Here is a 19,403-nt window from a genome sequence, read left to right as displayed (position 1 = left end):
TCCGGGGGATCTCCCCCTGTTATTCTTGATTTCCTGCCTTTTTATCGAAATAGAATGTCCCCCAGGTCCGCAGCATTTCTTGCATTCGTTTGCGGTACCGTAAAGGCTCCAGAATCTCGGCCTCAGCTCCATAGGAAGTGAGCCAATCCAAAAATTCACGGTCATGATTGACCGTCACCTCAAACAACAAACTTCCATCCGGCAAATCCCTAAGAAAAGGCTTGATGAACAGCTCCTCTTCTTTGACCCGATATACAGACTCGGCAGAAAAACGTACCACAAACCGGATATTCTGATTTCCTTTGGTCACCGACCAGGTCCCTTTAAAAAACATTTCCATTTCAGTTGTATTTTTTTGAAACGTATACGGCAAAATTCTCATGTTCCGAAATCGACTGATCCGAAAGGTTCTCATCGCGGATTGCTTGTGACAAAAACCAAGCATATAGAATCGCCGATCCTGCGGAACCAAACAATAAGGATCCACCTGAACGAGTGATACATCTTCATTTTGAGGTGAGCTGTATTCCGCTTCAATCGTCTGCTGCGTAAGACTCGCTAAAACAATCAGCCTGAGCAGATAGGGCTGGTTTTCCCGATCAAGTGTCGAGCCGAGCCGGACAATATTTTTCATTTCCTGCGCGAAGCTCGTCTGGTCCATCTTTTTTTTCTGACTAGAGGCCATCACTTTCTCATAAGCACTTTCAAAAGCTGGCGGTAAAAGAGGCTTTACCGTTTCCATAATCTCTCCCAGCTTAGTAAAAGCCTCTGCCTCTTCTTCCGTCCAATTTAGAGGATACAAAGCAAAATTGCTAATAAAAATGTACCCCTTGCCATGCCCCATATTCGTAATCGGTATATGCATAGCGCTTAGCGCCTCCATATCTCGGTATATGGTACGTTCTGATGTTTCACAACGTTCGGCAAGCTCTCTTGCCAATATCCCTGGATTTGCCTGAACAATAGTAATAATCCGCATTAAACGTATCAACCGATCAGTCAAGGAAGTCTCTCCTTTACAAAAAGATAGTAAATTAGACTCACTATATTACACAAATAAACTAGCATAATTGCCTATCTCAAAGTATCATTTTCAGTAAAACGAACATCTTCTAGCGATATCGCCTTATTAAAAAAGACTTTAGAACTATACGCTGTAAACGATACAAAAGTACCACTCCATTTATTACGTATAGCCAGAAGCAACTCGGCTTCCTGCAGGTAGTCCATATCATCGCTTCTTGCTGCACGTATAAGTAATTCATCTGCTTGTCTGGTAAGGATAAACGCCCCTTGCTCATATTCCCCTTTCTCGTACATACGCAATGCCTTTTTTACAATAGGGGACGTCTCATTCAGCTTTATGTATTTTTCCACCTTCGGGTTGGATGGAATGCTCAGCAGACCAAGATGATGCGTAAAATGGATGTAGAGCTGATCTGTCCGGATCAGCGTTCGCTTTTCCTGCGATGGCTTGCGCCAGCTCCACTCCATCATTCCAATCGTATGTCTTCCGGACGAGTGAGCCGGTATAGAAAACGTCAAAATAGCCTGTCTATATTTTCCCCGCCTTACATCACCACAGTGAACAAACATGCTATCTCCGTTTTCCGAGCGTTTAAAACCGAGCCTTACCCCTTCAGCTTTTAATAGACTTACCCCGTTTTCTGGAATGAACTGGAGTTGAAGGTCACATCCCGCTGCTTTCGGTATTAGATTTCCTTTTCTTTTGCGTATAGCTCCATAGCCCCATTCTATCAGTAGATTTACTTGTTTGGACCCATTCGCAGATATAGACTCTTTGTCCCATGTGTACGTTACATTGAGCATTGACTTCACCACTGGTAAATTCCCCCTAAAAGAACATGTAACTCTAAATTAACAGTGTTATCTGACACTATATTGTCAGGGAACGTATGTTTGATTGTGAAAATTATACATGGGAATCTTTATGAAGGGGGACCTAGTTTGGTAAATAACATTTTAAACCATTTGAATTACATGAATGCGCAAAAATAGCCCGGCGTATGCCGGGCTATATTATAGTCTACTTCTATATTTACTTATGAGATTGTAGTTTCTGTTAAAGAAACATTCGTTTTTGTGCAAATATCAGATATAGGAGCAAAAGTAGTGCTATCTACGACGAGATCCTTTGATAACGGCTTTCCATTTACAGTGATTTTTAAAGTTTTATAGTTTTGTTCTCTCTCATTCATCTTGCAAAATCTCCTTTTATATCAATTTTTAATATATTTCAGTTCATTTATTCAACTTAAGCCCCTGATCAGTGCGGATCGTTCTTTACTCGTATGCTGGGAAAAATGCCGGAATGTTGCCGCTTCCTTGATATACCCGTTTTAAGGTACACTTAAACTAATATATCGACTTTTTTTGAGAACATTTTCTTCATATTTGTCGTCCGTTTATTCTAAAATCTGCATCCGAATCGTTATATTATACGTAACCATGTCATATGGGTAATGATCTATATCATCTAACATCTTGGTTTATCAAAAGGGGGAACATCTCTTGGCACGACCAACTTGTCGTTTTGCTTTGTACCGCCGCATTGTCTGCGCTGCTATAGCACTTTTGTTTATTTTTGGGATAACTCGTGTACCCGAAGTACATGCTGCTTATTGGGATGATGTGTACCAAGGCTTCGAGCAATTTTCGCGGTTGCCCGGTGATGTGTATCAGCTCAAGGAAAGCTACCGACAAACACAGGAGGATCTGGAGAAGGCCCGTAACAGCTTAGAAGCCTATCAAGAGCAAAACGCCCAATTACTGGAGCAAAACCGCAAGCTGACTGACACTGTCACAGAATTAAAAAATCTTCAAACCCAACGTGATCAGGCTTCACACCGAAATAAAATGCTCATCATCACAGCTATAATTCTGCTGGCCGGTTATTTTATCGGTATCCGACTGCTGCGTTACGGGATGCGTCGACGTTCGGGAAGATACTAACTGCCTGAAAGGATGAAAGGTCTGAATGGACATACAAGCAGGACAACACCATGATGAAAGCGTCGGTTCGGTCGTAACGCTCGATCTGGCGGAAGGAGAAAAGCTGCACGTTCTGCATCCGCAGCAAATCATCGCATACCGCGGACCCAGCTCAGGCCGTAGTGATAAACTAATGAATATAAAGGGCATGTATCGCAAACACAAACTGATTCAGGCCGATTTCACAGGTGCTTGTCGCCTAATTGCCGCACTTCCACCTGGCTTTAGTCTAAAAATGATTAAGCTTGAAGGAAGCGATGATCTGTTATACGATTTTCGCAACCTGTTCTGGTACAGCTCCGGTATTCAAATGCGTACCAAGCTGCTAAGCATGAAAAACATGTTGTTTAGCCGCGATGTTATAAAAATGAAATTTGACGGTGTGGGTCAAATCGGTCTTTTGACACAGGGATTGGTATGTCAAGAACAGCTTCATCCGACAGAGCCGATATATGTGGATGCGAGCAGCGTCATTGCCTATCCCGAAAACGCCAAACTGGAGTTGACCGTGTACGGCAACCATCTGGCCAGCCAGCATATGAACTATCATTTTAAAATGACCGGACAGGGTACCGTACTATTCCATGCCGGGGAACATCATCGGCGGCTCCAACAGGATATGAACGACGATGGCGTGATCAAGCGCTTTTTACGGGAAGTCATTCCATTTGGTGGAGTGTTTATCAAATAGCCCTGCCATGCTATAATGACAATGCTAAAGCCGTCTGTCCTCGTGGCAGATACTAATGAAGAAAATCCATGCGTCATGCATGGGAGAGGTTCGCGAACTCCCTCTATAAAAAACTAACGATGCTTTGTCCTCCGCAAGAAAAATGAATTCGCGGGGCAAGGCCTGTTTTTTGTTGAAGTCGGTTCAAGAACTCTCCTTCTTCCAAGTGACAAGACTCCGTGTCTTGCACCATTCCAAGAAGATCGAGAGGTTTTTTTATGTTTGCAAACGAAAAAGCAGTCGTCGTATTCAGCGGCGGCCAAGACAGCACAACCTGTTTATTTTGGGCAAAAAAACATTTTGCTGAAGTAGAAACCGTGACGTTCGATTACGGTCAACGCCACAAGCAGGAAATCGAAGTAGCCGCTGGAATCGCCCGTGAACTAGGTGTTCCGCAAACGGTACTGGATATGAGCCTGCTTAATCAACTAGCCCCTAATGCCCTCACACGCACCGACATTGACATTACACAACAGGAAGGCGAACTGCCTAGCACCTTTGTAGACGGTCGCAACCTTCTGTTCCTGAGCTTCGCGGGAGTTCTCGCCAAGCAAAAAGGAGCGCGCCACTTGATTACAGGCGTTTGTGAGACGGATTTCAGCGGCTATCCCGATTGCCGGGATTCTTTTATCAAATCGCTGAACGTCACACTGAACCTTTCGATGGACTATCCCTTTGTGATTCATACCCCGCTCATGTGGCTGAACAAGGCCGAAACCTGGCAGATGGCCGATGAGCTGAAAGCTTTTGAATTTGTAAGAACACGTACACTAACGTGCTATAACGGCGTCATTGGCGACGGCTGTGGCGAATGCCCTGCTTGCAAACTTCGCCGTGCTGGACTCGAGCAATATCTCGCGATGCGCGGAGCTTCCTCCCAAGGAGTTGAAGGTCATGCGTGAGCCAGGTACCTTTCGCATTGTCGACAAGCTCCAGCAGTTCGGGACAGACATTAGTCACTCTCAGCTGCGTTATCACCGCAAACGTGTATTGGTCAGCAAACAATTTACATTCGATGCAGCACATCATTTGCACTGCTACGAAGGCAAATGCAAAAATCTGCACGGTCATACCTACATCGTCGTTTTTGGCATAAGCGGTATACCGGGCGAAACGGGTCTAACGCTGGATTTTGGTGACATCAAAACGATCTGGAAAGAGCGGATTGAACCTTTTCTAGACCATCGTTACTTGAATGAGACGCTTCCTCCAATGAATACAACGGCGGAAAATATGGTCGTCTGGATCTTTGAACAAATGGAGTCAGCCTTGACCTCGGATGCATACTGCAACCGTGTCGAAGGTGGACGTACCGAGTTTGTACGGTTGTTCGAGACACCTACCAGCTACGCCGAGTTCCGACGGGAGTGGATGCTCGATGAGTAATACCATGACTACTCACCAACCCATGATAGCCTCCCACGGGACCCAAATAGCCCCTATTCCCGTACTGGAGGTGTTTGGTCCCACCGTTCAGGGCGAAGGGATGGTCATTGGTCGTAAGACGATGTTTGTTCGTACCGCAGGCTGCGATTACCATTGCTCGTGGTGTGACTCCTCCTTTACCTGGGACGGCAGCTCCAAGGATCAGATCCGTCGTCTGAGTGCCACAGACATTTGGCAGGAGCTGAAGGCCATCGGTGGCGAACGGTTTTCGCATGTGACCTTTTCTGGAGGCAATCCTGCCCTGCTACCGCAGCTTGGGGAGCTAATCACCCTGCTACGCAGCCAAGGCACTGCCACCGCTGTCGAAACACAAGGCTCCCGCTGGCAGGAATGGCTGTACGATATCGATGAGGTAACCCTATCCCCGAAGCCACCCAGCTCGGGTATGACGACCAACTGGGATGTGCTGGATGATATCGTCGCCCGTCTGTCAAACCGGAAGATGGCTGGCGAGTCCCGAGCTACGTCCAACGTCCCAACCGCAACAGGCTTGAAGGAACCCGCTAATGAATCTGCGCGGCTCTATACCGGAGCTTGCAGCTTGAAGGTCGTCATCTTCGATGACACCGATCTTGCCTACGCCCGCACCGTTCACGAGCGCTATCCACACGTACCCTTGTTCCTCCAGACGGGTAATCCAGATGTGAACACGGAGAACACCGGACAGATTGCGGAGTCCCTACTCCATCGTTATGAATGGCTTATCGACCGTGTCATGGACGATTCCCGACTAAACGACGTAAGAGTACTCCCACAGCTCCACACCCTCGTATGGGGCAACAAACGCGGCGTATAACACTTATATGTAATATATTCCGTATGAGCTGTATGTGATACACAAGTTACGCCAAATTAGTCGAAGCTATAAAACAAGAGAAACCCACGTCCGTGAGGGCGGGGTTTCTCGCAAAATAACGCTCCTTTCATATAGGAGCGAGCATATTCACTTCTGCCCCAACCAATATGTAAACGGGTAGGGACTTTATGGTGGTGACGGCGGTCGGCAGCGAAGCGGAGGATTTGAAGCTGGAGAAGCGATAGCGTTCGCCTTTGAAATGGGATTCTAACCTATATCTTTCAAATCATCAGAAAGAATCCCATTTCAACAGCGATCGGAAGCTCAAATCCTTCGCGGAGCGTCACCTAACCCTCACACCATAACTCCCTATTCCTTTTACCACTAAACCAACTATAAGGAGCCTCATCCATATGACCGGAAGAACACCCGAAGAAATGACCGACGTTACCCTACTTGGCAATCAAGGCACACAATACACTTTTGCCTATGATCCCGCCATTCTCGAAAGCTTTGATAATAAACATCCGTATCGGGATTATTTTGTAAAGTTCAATTGCCCGGAGTTCACCAGCCTGTGCCCGATTACAGGACAGCCTGATTTTGCAACCATCTACATCAGCTACATTCCCGATATTAAAATGGTAGAAAGCAAATCCCTTAAGCTGTACCTGTTCAGCTTCCGTAACCACGGCGATTTCCATGAAGACTGCGTCAATATCATCATGAATGACTTGATTAAGCTGATGGACCCTCGCTACATTGAAGTATGGGGCAAATTCACGCCACGCGGTGGCATCTCTATCGATCCGTATACCAACTACGGCAAGCCAGGAACGAAGTATGAACAGATAGCGGAGCACCGCATGATGAACCATGATATGTACCCGGAAAAGATCGATAACCGTTAAGCTAATACTCCCTATCCTTAAACCATAAAGTGCACCCCTAGAATACACGTTGGGATAACCTTCTGGTTTATCCCCATGTATTTTAAAGGTGCACTTCAATTGTTGTATAGAGAGTTAATTACGTTTTACTTAGTGACTTTCAACTGAGCACTGTCAGCTGTATAGATAACCTTCATTTTATAATTGCTTGGTAAACCTACCGTTTCAATCGAAGAAAATGCTCCATTCCGTTTAGCATAAGTTAAGATCGTAGCACCATTAGCCGGTACATATTTGTTAGAAAAATTCAGACGTAATTTTCCGTTGAGTATAGCTGTTCCCTTTATTTTGAGTACATCATTTTTACTGCGCAGGTTAAGCTCAAGTGTTCCCTTGGCAGATTGTCTGTAATTTCCGCCAATAATCAGCTTTCCAGCAGCATTTTTAAGAAGAGTTCCCCCGTTATTCGTAATTCCACCACTTCCGAAAGCCGTTTCCGAAGTTCCCTCCAAAGTACCTTGGTCGATCTGTGTACCGCCGGAATACGTATTGTTCCCCATTAGCTTCAACGTACCTGTTCCCTTTTTAGTCAGCTTTCCAACACCAGAGATATTATTGCGCCAGCGATCCAATGCATTGAAACCGCCTTTGGAAGCGTCCATATTCACCGTCACATTATTGGCGAAAGCACCGTAGCCATCCGCAGCTGAAAACAGGTTCAATCGTCCCCATCCCTCAGCATCAAGTACAGGATAGCCGGAAGGAATCCCTGTAGTAGCCAAAACCCAACGACGTTGTGTGCTATCCAGGTAAGGCAAGCGTGTCTCCAACAATACCTCAGCTCCCTTAGGCACTGTCATTGGTGTCGTAGTTGGATTAACCTGGCTGAATCCGTATGTTAATCGTTGATTATAATTTTTTTTGTTTGTGACATAATTGCTGAACCGATCTGGAGCTGTACCTTTTTGAGACAGCAGTTGTTTACGAGCATCCTGATAAGCGGCTTTCTTCAAGCTGCTATTGGCTGGATCAGACAGGATAGCAGCCGCCATCGCCGTTGCCATGACACGCCCTCCCATAACATCAAGCGGTGAATGCATACCAGCAACAACACGGTTATTGCCCAGCTCCGAAGCTCGCGTCAGCAGTTCTTGATAACGCTCCGGCACGGCATAGGCCATAGCAATAGAACTGAGATACGCAGCATTGGTATGACCGCTAGGAAAGCCGCCATCGCTAGTAGCATCAGCTTTGAGAGCGGGAATAAGGCTCGGAACAACTACTGAGTTATCGCTCCAGCGAAACGGGCGAGGATAGCTAAAATAAGACTTAGCCGGGTTCGTCGTAGAGTATTCCCCGCGCAAGGTATTTACCAGATTTACGATGTTGCCAAGATTGGAGCTTGTACTCCCAGCATTCGTTCCCTCATCTTCGTATTTCTTAGTCAGAGCATCTGCCGGAATATCGTTGATCGTTGTCGTGGCACCTGCATTCTTTCGATATACATCAGTGAGCGAACCCAGCCCGTCGATCACACTGTAGCTCTGATTTCTGCGATCATCCAAATAAGCTGCATCAGCCTCACTGGAAGTGCGACGGGCAGCTATATCAATCACTTTTTGAATATTGGCGTCCAGCACGCTACCGTTTAGCTTGGTACCTGTATCCCAGGTAGCGCCCGGAGTCCAAAACTTATTAAATTCGGAGAGCAACCCGAGGGTCGGATTAGAGCTTTCCGTCTTATTTGCAGAACTATTATTTTTATAATGATCTACGAAGTATCCCCATGACGGTTCTGTTGGAGTTACCGTTGTTGGTAGGGTTGCCGCACTCGCATAACTTCCACCCAGGGAACCTAGAAGTAATGGTAAAGATAGTAGTGCAACTGATAGTGGTTTCCTTAGCGATTTCATTCTCAAATCAGATCCTCTCTTCTCTTGTGCTCTTCATACTTTCTCTACGGAGCTATTATCTATATAACAAGATGTATGACATAAAGAATCATATCTTAAGTTTGTTAAATCAAGAGCTTAGTTGTGTTAAATGAAAAAAAGGCATCCCAAGAGCCGTATATACGACTCTGGAGACACCTCGTTCAAACCGTTATAGAAAAACCAGCTACCCTACAGCCATACTTCTATGACTTTGCCATTCACGAAAGCTACCGCCTTGAAATAAAGACTACGGTTGCCGTATACCCAGGCTTCGACTTGAGTTCCGTTTGAAGCAGCCCCCTTTTCTCTGACCGTTGGGTTTCCCCATGCGAACTGCACCTGCGTCGTATTCATGCCCAAGCTTACCTCATTATTTTTAATCTTGTTCCAGATGGCTTGCGACCATTGGTATTTCTTGTACGGATCGTAAGTCAGAAATTGATCGGGATCAGACAGCATTTGTGGAATGCGTGAAGCTCCGATGATGGAAAACGTGTTATAAGTTTCGCCATTGGCCCCCTGGAAAATAACTTCGTAAGATTTAACACCGTTCGGGTCCGTGCTGACTTCGATATCTTTAACTGTTACCTTGCCAAATCGCTCTCCAGCGCTATAGAAGTTATTGACCCAATAGGTTTTGCCAATTAATTTGGACAGACTGCCCAGATCAATGGCTCTGATAATTTTTGCCGTTTCCGGCGTCTCAATGACCAGCTTGGTAGCGCCCACAGATAATTCTCCTTGCTGACGGTCACGATTCCATTTGAATCCGCCCAACTTCAGATCGGTCAGTAATGTTCCCGGGAATACAACCTGTCCGTTAACCGTTTGAACCTTGCCCTTCAGTGCAACAGGTTTACCATTCACCATTGCGGTGGAACTCCCTTTTTGGAGTACGATATTGTTTTTACCCAGCTTGATCGTAAAGGTCTGGTTCGCCACGGTAACAGATCCACCCAGCGTCTTGAACACCGACTGCACAGGCAAATACACATTACCGTTCAGTATAGCCGCCCCGGTCAAGGTTTGATCGGACGAAACCTTTAGTGTAAAAGAAGAGGGTATTCCTTCGGTCCGCAGAGCTACGGATGTGCTTCCAATGCCCCTTACTTTGAGTGTACCGGAACCATTCTGCTGTAGCTCGGCAACCTGCGGTTTCTCCACTTCAATCTCACTAGCTTCGGGATGACGTGTTAGTCGATAACCGTTCGAATATGTCTCTTGTACATTTAATTGAATCGTATCGCCGATGGCAGCCTCTTTGGAGGTCGTCAACAAGGACATACCCGTTAATGTAGGCAAGCTCAGCGCAGTCGTGATTCCGTCCTTATAGCCGACCCAAGAGCCATCCTTTAATTGTGCAAAAAGCTCGTCAGGCGAATCAACCAACCGTGCAACATTAGATAACCCGCTAAGCTGCACAGCTGGATATTTCTTCATTCGGTCATAGCTCCATACAGTCCCGTCATGATGTACAGTAATCAAGACATGTGTATCTTTTTTCCATAAAATCGAAGCAATATCACTTCCCACTTCGCGCGGTGGTTCATTGGTCAGCATATCCAGCATCGTGACATGGCCATCTTCCTTAAGTACTGCAGCATACGCCGTACTCATTTTGATATCAAGCGCACCATCTACATGACCTATCTTGCGGGGCTTAGATTCTTCGTACCCTGTGGAATACCATACATCACCGGATCGAGTAAGAACCGTAAAGTAGGTACTTACCTTATCACCATCTATAGCATCCGATATTCCCTCAACCTGTTCTCTTCCCCAGGAGATCGTCCCATCGGTTTTAATAGCCAAACCCTCACCTGTAATTTCTTTAACTCCTGAGGATTGAGCCGTCACTTTTGGGTCGGAGTTATCATCCCAGATAGCTACCTTCCCGTCCTCAGTCCAGCCATAATAACCTTGGCTCTTGTCTTTACTGCCTGTAATGCCTTTCAAATTCAATTTCTCAATAACCGGGCCATCTATACTCTTTCTCCATAAAGAACCATCATCCAGTATGTAGTTATTCCGGTCGATCACGTCTATAATTTTAGCGTTTTTCCAAGTGTTGTTCGTCGTTACATTTGCCGCTACTGCTGTTTCTCCATTGTTTAACGCAGTTCCCACCACCGCTCCACATACCATAGATACTGCCAGCAAAATCTTCGTTGCTTTTCTCATCGTGGTTCCCCTTTTCTATCTATATTTCAATATCAATATTTTGCATAACTTCATTCCCAACGCTCAAAAATACATTATATAGACGAACTAGATCACTTCGATCTCTATATTGCTGATTTGAAAAGCGCTCTTGGGACTTATGCAAAATCCTCACATATATATCGGTTTTGAGGATGGTAAATGTTTGAATTTGGATATGTCATTTTAGAAATTCTAACTAAATGGAGCAATGAAGAGTATCCAGCAGGATGGGCAAGCAGTAATGAGTAAAGGTGGCCTTTATCCCACTTTCAGCCATTTGCTGCAAACGGATCGCTTCCTATATCTTAAAATATACATACATATTCGGAGGATGCCATGACTAGTAAATCTGCTACAAAAAATGAAACGGGCCGATCGCTCCCCCTCCCGGGTCCACAAGCGAAAGGCACCGTTTTTGCGATACTGATTGCGATCAGTTTCGTCCACCTGTTCAATGACTCGATTCAATCGGTCATTCCAGCGATCTTTCCGATCTTGAAGGAATCTATGAGCCTGAACTACACGCAGATCGGCTGGATTTCATTCGCGATCAATTTTACAGCTTCAATCATGCAGCCTGTGATTGGCTTGTTTTCGGACAAACGGCCTACGCCCGCTATCCTTCCCATCGGCATGGGCTTTACGCTGACTGGCATGCTGTTGCTCGCCTATGCTGCCGATTATAAAGCGGTGTTGATCGCAGTCATTTTTGTGGGTCTGGGCTCGGCTGCCTTTCACCCTGAAGGCTCGCGCGTATCCCATATGGCGGCCGGGCCGCGTCGGGGATTGGCACAATCCATTTTTCAAGTTGGCGGCAATGCGGGCCAATCGCTGGCGCCGATGCTCACGAGCTGGATTTTTATCCCGTTAGGACAATTTGGCGCGATCTGGTTCACAGGTATTGCGGCAGCGGGAATTGTGGTGCAATCGTTCATCGCACGCTGGTACGGTAACGTCCTACGTACAGAAGGCATCGCACGCAAAAAAGCGGTGGCACGCCGCATGAAGCCCGAAGTGCGTAACCGCGTTATGTTTGCCATGATTGTCCTCATTCTACTGGTATTCGTCCGTTCATGGTACTCGACCTCGGTCGGAAGCTACTATTCGTTTTACCTGATGGAAGTATTTAAAATGCCATTGGCTGATGCACAGCTTTACATTTTCCTGTTCCTCGGGGCTGGAGCGCTGGGCACCTTCTTTGGCGGTCCGCTCGCGGACCGTTTTGGTAAACGCAACATGATTTTTCTGTCCATGGTATTAGCCGCACCACTCGCGCTGGCACTACCTTATGCCAACCAATTCTGGACGGCGATCCTGCTGGCAATTATCGGATTTATTATGCTGTCTAGCTTTTCGGTCACAGTCGTTTATGCACAGATGCTCGTGCCCGGCAAAATCGGGACCGTGTCCGGTCTCATTACGGGCCTCGCTTTTGGCCTTGGTGGTGTGGGCGCACTTGTGCTCGGCAACTGGATCGACAAGGTAGGCATCACTCACATCATGTTCCTGTGCGGCTTTTTACCACTGCTCGGCATCTTAACCTTCCTGCTTCCTACAGATAAAACCCTGAACCGCTGGGCGGAAGAAAATGGAGCCGAAGTGTAACAGGCAAACGTGTGGCGGCCATTTTGGCCGCTGCACACCTTTATACCCACCTAACGTAACTCCTCACTCTCTACTTCTGCCAAACGCATTAAAATCCGACGCTTCCGATACAGCATTTTCCCTGCTTCAGCTACGTCACTAATAGCGCTTCGGTTCGCAATGGAGCCAAACAAAATACCCGCAATCGGGACCATTTGAAGCAGCTTTTTCCATCCAAACTGGTCACGATAAGTGTTAATGACCTCTCTCCATCCCTGCATCTGGGAAAAAACCTGTGCCTGACGTGAAGGATCATCGAACAAAGCCAGCTCCTCTAATACGGCCTTCTTACCCACAATATCAGATGAAGCAAATTGCATACATTTAATAATAAAAATGCGTTCCTGCTTATCATGGGGATTAAAGCCATAACACAAGGCTATTTCCTGAAGCACTTTGAGTGACAAGCCGAGCAAAAGAGGAATATCCGCCGCAATCGTAAACACACCGCCAATTCCCGTTGTTGCTCCCTGGGCGGTAGCAAAGGTAATGCGAGCCGACGTCATATCGTCAGCAGTCCGATCCATGATTGTTAGCGGGAGCTCAGCCGCCTGCTTCAACTCCCACCTAGGTTTGGCACTATGTTCCGGATCAGCGTTTTCCCCGGCACGAGGCAGGTCCTGCGTATCCGACACGGAATCTGCGCCATTTTGCTGAATTACATGTTCATGGGCCGTCTTTTTCAGCCTGTTCAGAACCGTTTCTTCCTTCACCAAATATTTGCCGCCGTTCTGAATGAAACTACCCATCTCATTAAGCAGTTGCTCCAGCTTGTCTTTAATGACTTTGGGCGTCAGCCGATCCAGCAGCATAAAAGGCCATCTACCGATTTTTTCCCAGAAAAAAATGTCCTTCTGTTCCTTTTCCCATTTTTCAATATTCTTCAGCTCATGACGCAATACGTCCTGGCTTTCCCGATATTCTGTAAGCTGTTTCATAACCGTAGACGTCTCCTTTTGACTATGCTAGTTTATGTATGGGTAATACGTAAGTAAGGCGAGTTCAGGTTTCTTTTTTTAGCAAACTAGATGATAAAGAAAGTTAAAAATCCATACAGATCGGAGTGTAATGATGAATAATGTAGGGCTTGTCCCTTACCATTGTGAACATGATGCCATTTTACATACCTTCTACTTGCCTGAGGAGCAGAAGCAGTTTACTGCAATGCCGGATGAAATGCTGACACTGGCCAAGGAAGATCCGCACCGCCATCCTGTCGTGATTACGGCTACTAGAAGACCCGTTGGATTTTTCATTTTATACGATGGGGATGAATTAGCGGACTATACGAATACTTCTGAGGCACTGCTGCTGCGCGCGTTCTCTATTCATTACGCAGATCAGGGACAAGGATTCGCTAAGAAAGGGCTGCTTCTACTACCACAGTTCATCGCCAGACACTTCCCACATATTCGCGAGATTGTACTGGGCGTCAATGCCCGTAATCTATCTGCCCAAAGTCTGTATCGCAAATGCGGCTTTATCGATGAAGGCAACACTAAAATGGGACAACACGGATTGCAGCATATTTTTAAAATGAGCCTATAACGTTGACCTCATAGCCCTCGCCCAAATAAAAAAGCTTTCGGCGTTTGTGCCGAAAGCTTTTATCGTTAAATCTCACCAATGGAAAAACTCAATTTGTAATTACCAAACTTCGTAAGCTCATCCAGCATGGTATTTAACTCTGCCTGTGATGACATGCGCAAGCGCATCCAATAACAGCCTTCCCCACTCACTCGATGGATTTCGACAATATAGGGATGCTCCCGTGCAAAAGCCTGGAAAGCACTGTGAGTTGTTCCTGAATTCAAAAAAACCGTAATAAAGGCATGAATCGTCTGTCCAATTTTCTCAGGGTTCCAGCGCAGCGTATAGCCCTCGATAATGCCCGCATCCTGCATTTTTCGAACACGCGCCCCTACTGCTTGGCCTGTCAAGTGAACAAGCTGGCCGATCTCCTTGTGCGATAAAGAGCTGTCTTCAATTAAATGATGAAGAATGCGCAGATCGGTGTCATCAGGTACGAATAGTTCCATAGTTATTTTTCCTTTCATGATGAAACGATAATGCTGGTTTTCCTTTCAGCAGGCCGTAGCCTGTAGCTCCTTGCGTCAGATATGATTGTAACAGAAACAAAGAACCACCGAAAATACACTCGGTCCAAAAACATTCACTACCAAAGGAGCTTCCATAGATGAAAATCACACTAATCCGCAACGCAACCTTATGGATCGAATACGCTGGAGTAAAATTTCTGATTGATCCGATGTTGAGTGATGCTGGCGCAAATCCGCCGGTTCCCAATACGGAAAATGCCCGCCGTAATCCGCTGGTTCCGTTGCCGCCGCAATGGCAGGCACTCGGACAGCCTGATGTTGTGATCGTCACACATTTGCATCCCGATCATTGGGACCCGGCAGCAGTACGCTGGTTGGACAAACAACTTCCCGTCTTCTGCCAGCCCGGAAATGAAGAACAAATTACTGCTGACGGTTTTACACAGGTTACTCCGATTTCGGTGGCTGGCTCCGTGGGAGAAATTGAGATCATCCGTACTACCGGGCATCACGGCACCGGAGAAATCGGGGAACAGATGGGACCCGTATCCGGCTTTGTGTTTCAGGCACCAGGTGAACCTGTCGTCTATTTGGCCGGGGATACGATCTGGTGCAGTGAAGTCGCGGAAGCACTGGATAAATACCGTCCGGAGTGGACAATTGTGAACGCTGGAGGGGCTCGGTTTACGGTTGGTGATCCCATCATTATGACTGCCCAAGATGTAACGGCTGTTGCGCAGCATGCCTCTTATACACAAATCGTGGCTGTCCATATGGAAGCAATCAACCATTGTTTACTAACCCGCTCCGAGCTTACGGAACACATCAACCGTGAAGGTTTGGAGGGACGTGTCCATATTCCAGCAGATGGAGCGACGATTTCGGGATAAGGCGATAATCCCGAGTCACCGCTTGGGCCCATTTTGAATATATTGGATTTCAAAACGCCTAAAGAAGGGATTATCAATGAATTGGCAATATCCTTATTATGGTACAGAAACCCAATGTAAAGAAGTTCCGATTACCTTTCCTCCCCAGCATCAATATAGACAGCCGGGGTTGGAATACCTGATGGTTCCACGCCCTATTTATGATAATCCAAAGTATATCGGCACCGGAAAGCTACTGGATCGGGTGGCTATTATTAGCGGCGGAGACAGCGGTATTGGTCGTGCGGTTGCTGTGGCTTTTGCCAAAGAAGGGGCCGATGTGGTCATTGCCTATCTCGATGAGCATCGAGATGCTATGGAAACCCGTGATGTCATTCATAAGCTCGGCAGACGTTGTTTGTTAATTCCAGGCGATCTAAGGCTAAAAAGCAACTGCTGTCTGGTTGTTCAACAAACGATGGAAACCTTCGGTCGGATTGACATTCTGATTAACAACCTGGGTGTTCAGTTTGTGCGCGAATCGTATCTGGATATCAGCGAACAGCAGCTTCGTGATACGTTTGATACGAATATTATTTCCTTCTTCCATATGACTACAGAAGCATTGCCGTATATGCGGGCTGGTGCCAGCATCGTCAATACGGCATCGGTTACGGCCTATGTTGGTCAAAAAAATCTGATCGACTATTCAGCTACCAAAGGAGCCATTGTCAGCTTCACCCGCGCTCTGGCTAATAATCTGGTTGATCAGTGCATCCGCGTGAACGCCATTGCTCCCGGCCCGATTTGGACTCCGCTGAATGCCGCGACACAGTCGCCCGAAGCGATCCGCACCTTTGGCACCAATACGCCGATGAAGCGTGCCGGGCAGCCTTATGAATTGGCCCCCGCCTATGTGCTGCTGGCTTCGGATGATGGTTCCTACATTACAGGGCAAACGCTGCATGTCAATGGCGGACAAATGGTTACGGATTAGTTGCGTTGGCTGACAAGACCTAACAAACAAGACACCTCCAACATCCACATTTTAAGTGGGACTGGAGGTGTCTTGTTTTACGATATCAAATCTGGGCTTAAGCTGATCTTTTGTTTTTGTTGTAAATATCGAAGGCAACTGCCAGCAGAAGTACTAAGCCCTTGATGCCTTGCTGCCAGTCAATACCCAGACCAATCAGAGACATGCCGTTATTCAGTACGCCCATGACCAAACCACCGATAATGGCTCCAAAAACGGTTCCGATCCCGCCAGATGCCGAAGCACCGCCGATAAAGCAAGCCGCGATGGCATCCAGCTCAAAGTTCGTACCTGCTCTCGGCGTAGCCGCGTTCAGACGTGCAGCAAAGATCAGACCGGAAATGGCTGCCAGCACGCCCATATTGACGAATACCCAGAACGTTACCTTTTTCGTTTTGACACCGGACAGACCCGCTGCCTTTTCATTTCCACCCAACGCATACACATGACGGCCCATAATCGTGCGGTTCATGACGAAAGAGTATACAACGATCAGTATGAACAGCAGCACGAGAATGTTAGGTATCCCCGCGTAGCTCGCGAGCATGAAGGTGAACAGATTGATAACCGCAGCTACCACAATCAACTTGAGTACAAATAACGTTTGTGACGGAACCTCAAATCCATATTTAAGCTGAGAACGGCGTTCGCGAAGTTCGTTCACGATAAACCATACCGTGAGTGCAATGCCGACAATGATGGATACCAGGTTATACCCGGTAGATGAAAAATCCGGCAGGAAGCCTGAACTGATTTTCTGGAATCCCCCTGGAAATGGAGAGATCGATTGACCTTCCAGCACGATCATGGTCAATCCACGGAAGAGCAGCATCCCCGCCAATGTAACGATAAATGCCGGAATCCGTACATAAGCGACCCAGAACCCTTGCCATGCGCCGATTAACGCCCCGACCAGCAAAGATGCAATCACAGCGATCCATGCTGGAAGCTGCCAGTCGACCATCATTATGGCGGCAACCGCACCGACAAAAGCGGCTATGGAGCCGACGGACAAATCAATATGCCCAGTGATGATAACCAGCACCATCCCGATGGCCAGCACGAGAATATAGCTGTTTTGCAGAATCAGATTTGTAATATTAATCGGCTTCAACAGCAGGCCGCCCGTCAGCACCTCGAACAAAATCATAATGACGACCAGCGCAATCATCATGCCATATTGGCGGATGTTATTTTTAAATAGTTTAGTTATGGTTTCCATGCTTCACGCCTCCTGACTTGGTCATATATCTCATCAACGTTTCCTGCGACGCGTCCTCACGGCTAACCTCTCCAGTGATCCGCCCAGCATTCATGACATAAATCCGGTCACACAAGCCTAGTACCTCTGGCAGCTCGGACGAAATGACCAGCACTCCCTTGCCTTCAGCGGCAAGTCGATGAATAATCGTGTAAATTTCATATTTGGCGCCCACATCAATGCCGCGTGTCGGTTCATCCAGAATCAGAATATCCGGTCCGGCAAAAATCCATTTGCTCAGCACCACCTTCTGCTGATTGCCGCCACTCAGATTACCCGTTTTCTGTAAAATGCTCGGCGCTTTGATGTTCATGCTTTTTTTCATTTCCTCTGCAACAACGACTTCCTCCTGCTCATTGACGACAGCTCCCTTCGTCAGCTTGTTCAGGCCGGTCAACGAAATATTACGCTTGATATCATCCATCAGAATGAGGCCATACTCCTTGCGATCCTCTGTCACATAGGCAAAGCCGTTGTTGATCGCGTCCGTAACCGTGTTGTTCTGGATCGGCTTGCCGTCTTTAATCAGCTGACCGGAAATGTTGCGTCCGTACGACTTGCCAAAAATGCTCATTGCCAGCTCGGTCCGTCCCGCCCCCATCAGCCCGGCAATACCGACAATTTCACCGCGACGAATGTTCAAATTCACCTGATCCAGCACCTTGCGGTCTGCATGATGCTCGTGATACACCGTCCAATCCTTCACTTCCAAAACGACTTTGCCAATCTCGGCATGACGCTCTGGATAACGGCTGGTCAGATCACGTCCAACCATCCCGCTAATGATCCGATCCTCCATGACCTCATCCTTTTTCATATCCAGTGTCTCAATCGTCTTCCCGTCCCGTAAAATCGTAATTGAATCCGACACCTTTGCGACTTCATTCAGCTTGTGGGAGATGAGAATGCAGGAGATGCCCTGTCTTTTAAATTCCAGCATCAAATTAAGCAGATTCTCACTATCATCCTCATTCAACGCCGCTGTCGGTTCATCGAGAATAAGCAGCTTTACCTTTTTAGAGAGCGCTTTCGCAATTTCGACCAGTTGTTGCTTCCCGACCCCGATGTTCGTAACTAATGTATTGGGATTCTCACTCAAACCGACCTTGGACAGCAGATCGCGTGTACCCACAAAAGTCTCTTTCCAATCAATCACACCGCCACTGGCGCGTTCGTTGCCCAGATAAATATTTTCAGCAATCGAGAGATACGGAATCAGCGCCAGCTCCTGATGGATAATGACAATGCCCAATTCCTCGCTCTGCTTGATATCCTTGAACTCACACGTTTTGCCCTGGAAAACAATATCCCCTTCATAGGTTCCATGCGGATATACACCGCTTAGTACCTTCATCAGCGTCGATTTGCCCGCACCGTTCTCACCGCACAGGGAATGGATTTCGCCTTCCTTGACCTTGAGATTTACATTTTCCAATGCCTTCACGCCGGGAAAGGTTTTGGTAATTCCCTTCATTTCCAAAATGATTCCAGTCATGGGATATGCTCCTTTCGCTTGGATTCTT

At 46.9% G+C, this 19,403-nt stretch carries 19 protein-coding genes and 1 riboswitch; of the genes, 10 read left to right on the top strand and 9 right to left on the bottom strand.

Going from position 1 to position 19,403, the window contains the following annotated elements:
- Positions 1-19: 19 nt before the first annotated feature.
- The 3 genes from AOU00_RS18450 to AOU00_RS26690 all read right to left on the bottom strand — a co-directional run bounded on the left by AOU00_RS18450 (position 20) and on the right by AOU00_RS26690 (position 2,219).
- The gene (locus tag AOU00_RS18450) at positions 20-1,003 is read right to left on the bottom strand and encodes a helix-turn-helix transcriptional regulator (RefSeq protein ID WP_061831176.1); all 984 of its coding nucleotides are present in this window, start codon (positions 1,001-1,003) and stop codon (positions 20-22) included.
- 71 nt (positions 1,004-1,074) lie between these two features.
- The gene (locus tag AOU00_RS18445; RefSeq protein WP_069291299.1) at positions 1,075-1,842 is read right to left on the bottom strand and encodes a hypothetical protein; all 768 of its coding nucleotides are present in this window, start codon (positions 1,840-1,842) and stop codon (positions 1,075-1,077) included.
- 221 nt (positions 1,843-2,063) lie between these two features.
- Positions 2,064-2,219 (bottom strand): hypothetical protein, encoded by a 156-nt coding sequence (locus tag AOU00_RS26690; RefSeq protein ID WP_165176511.1) that lies wholly within the window; start codon positions 2,217-2,219, stop codon positions 2,064-2,066.
- 313 nt (positions 2,220-2,532) lie between these two features.
- Between AOU00_RS26690 and AOU00_RS18440 the strand changes: the two genes are divergently transcribed.
- From AOU00_RS18440 to queF, 6 genes are all read left to right on the top strand, one after another.
- A complete protein-coding gene (locus AOU00_RS18440) occupies positions 2,533-2,973 on the top strand; it encodes an SH3 domain-containing protein (RefSeq protein ID WP_023987365.1) in 441 nt (146 codons plus the stop codon).
- A 25-nt stretch (positions 2,974-2,998) separates the two neighbouring features.
- Entirely contained in the window at positions 2,999-3,703 is a 705-nt protein-coding gene (locus AOU00_RS18435) for an AIM24 family protein (protein ID WP_013309110.1), read from the top strand.
- Positions 3,704-3,782: 79 nt separating this feature from the next.
- A riboswitch (PreQ1 riboswitch) is annotated at positions 3,783-3,826 on the top strand.
- Between the two features lie 134 nt (positions 3,827-3,960).
- A complete protein-coding gene (queC, locus tag AOU00_RS18430; RefSeq protein WP_061831178.1) occupies positions 3,961-4,644 on the top strand; it encodes a 7-cyano-7-deazaguanine synthase QueC in 684 nt (227 codons plus the stop codon).
- Complete coding sequence (gene queD / locus AOU00_RS18425) at positions 4,637-5,128, top strand: 6-carboxytetrahydropterin synthase QueD (RefSeq protein WP_069291298.1); 492 nt, start codon at positions 4,637-4,639, stop codon at positions 5,126-5,128. The genes queC and queD overlap by 8 nt, the downstream gene beginning before the upstream one ends.
- Positions 5,121-5,984, top strand: coding sequence for a 7-carboxy-7-deazaguanine synthase QueE (gene queE / locus AOU00_RS18420; protein WP_069291297.1), 864 nt, complete (start codon positions 5,121-5,123; stop codon positions 5,982-5,984). The genes queD and queE overlap by 8 nt, the downstream gene beginning before the upstream one ends.
- A gap of 413 nt (positions 5,985-6,397) precedes the next feature.
- Entirely contained in the window at positions 6,398-6,895 is a 498-nt protein-coding gene (queF, locus tag AOU00_RS18415; RefSeq protein ID WP_013309106.1) for a preQ(1) synthase, read from the top strand.
- Between the two features lie 125 nt (positions 6,896-7,020).
- Here queF and AOU00_RS18410 read toward each other — a convergent pair whose 3' ends face one another.
- On the bottom strand, positions 7,021-8,787 hold the full coding sequence (locus AOU00_RS18410) for an acid phosphatase (RefSeq protein ID WP_069291296.1): 1,767 nt from the start codon (positions 8,785-8,787) through the stop codon (positions 7,021-7,023).
- A gap of 210 nt (positions 8,788-8,997) precedes the next feature.
- Positions 8,998-10,989 (bottom strand): stalk domain-containing protein, encoded by a 1,992-nt coding sequence (locus tag AOU00_RS18405; protein WP_069291295.1) that lies wholly within the window; start codon positions 10,987-10,989, stop codon positions 8,998-9,000.
- A gap of 357 nt (positions 10,990-11,346) precedes the next feature.
- Here AOU00_RS18405 and AOU00_RS18400 point away from each other — a divergent pair, with 357 nt between their 5' ends.
- Positions 11,347-12,615, top strand: coding sequence for an MFS transporter (locus tag AOU00_RS18400; protein WP_069291294.1), 1,269 nt, complete (start codon positions 11,347-11,349; stop codon positions 12,613-12,615).
- A gap of 50 nt (positions 12,616-12,665) precedes the next feature.
- Here AOU00_RS18400 and AOU00_RS18395 read toward each other — a convergent pair whose 3' ends face one another.
- On the bottom strand, positions 12,666-13,592 hold the full coding sequence (locus AOU00_RS18395) for an EcsC family protein (RefSeq protein ID WP_069291293.1): 927 nt from the start codon (positions 13,590-13,592) through the stop codon (positions 12,666-12,668).
- A gap of 133 nt (positions 13,593-13,725) precedes the next feature.
- On the opposite strand from AOU00_RS18395, the gene AOU00_RS18390 reads away from it, so the two are divergent.
- On the top strand, positions 13,726-14,202 hold the full coding sequence (locus AOU00_RS18390) for a GNAT family N-acetyltransferase (protein WP_081330734.1): 477 nt from the start codon (positions 13,726-13,728) through the stop codon (positions 14,200-14,202).
- 65 nt (positions 14,203-14,267) lie between these two features.
- Here the strand turns inward: AOU00_RS18390 and AOU00_RS18385 are convergent, their stop codons facing one another.
- Positions 14,268-14,693: an Lrp/AsnC family transcriptional regulator gene (locus AOU00_RS18385; RefSeq protein ID WP_025720601.1), complete on the bottom strand. Its 426-nt coding sequence runs from the start codon at positions 14,691-14,693 to the stop codon at positions 14,268-14,270.
- A gap of 158 nt (positions 14,694-14,851) precedes the next feature.
- Here AOU00_RS18385 and AOU00_RS18380 point away from each other — a divergent pair, with 158 nt between their 5' ends.
- Positions 14,852-15,604, top strand: coding sequence for an MBL fold metallo-hydrolase (locus AOU00_RS18380; protein WP_069291291.1), 753 nt, complete (start codon positions 14,852-14,854; stop codon positions 15,602-15,604).
- Between the two features lie 76 nt (positions 15,605-15,680).
- Positions 15,681-16,580, top strand: coding sequence for a glucose 1-dehydrogenase (locus AOU00_RS18375; protein ID WP_069291290.1), 900 nt, complete (start codon positions 15,681-15,683; stop codon positions 16,578-16,580).
- A 97-nt stretch (positions 16,581-16,677) separates the two neighbouring features.
- Here AOU00_RS18375 and mmsB read toward each other — a convergent pair whose 3' ends face one another.
- Together mmsB and mmsA are read right to left on the bottom strand one after the other, a co-directional pair.
- Positions 16,678-17,841: a multiple monosaccharide ABC transporter permease gene (mmsB, locus tag AOU00_RS18370; protein ID WP_023987351.1), complete on the bottom strand. Its 1,164-nt coding sequence runs from the start codon at positions 17,839-17,841 to the stop codon at positions 16,678-16,680.
- The gene (mmsA, locus tag AOU00_RS18365) at positions 17,825-19,375 is read right to left on the bottom strand and encodes a multiple monosaccharide ABC transporter ATP-binding protein (protein WP_069291289.1); all 1,551 of its coding nucleotides are present in this window, start codon (positions 19,373-19,375) and stop codon (positions 17,825-17,827) included. The genes mmsB and mmsA overlap by 17 nt, the downstream gene beginning before the upstream one ends.
- Positions 19,376-19,403 lie beyond the last annotated feature (28 nt).

Origin of the sequence: Paenibacillus polymyxa (assembly GCF_001719045.1) — a bacterium.
Taxonomy (GTDB): Bacteria; Bacillota; Bacilli; order Paenibacillales; family Paenibacillaceae; genus Paenibacillus; species Paenibacillus polymyxa_B.
The sequence above is the reverse complement of the archived record's forward strand: the minus strand, read 5'-3'. Positions and strand labels throughout refer to the sequence as shown.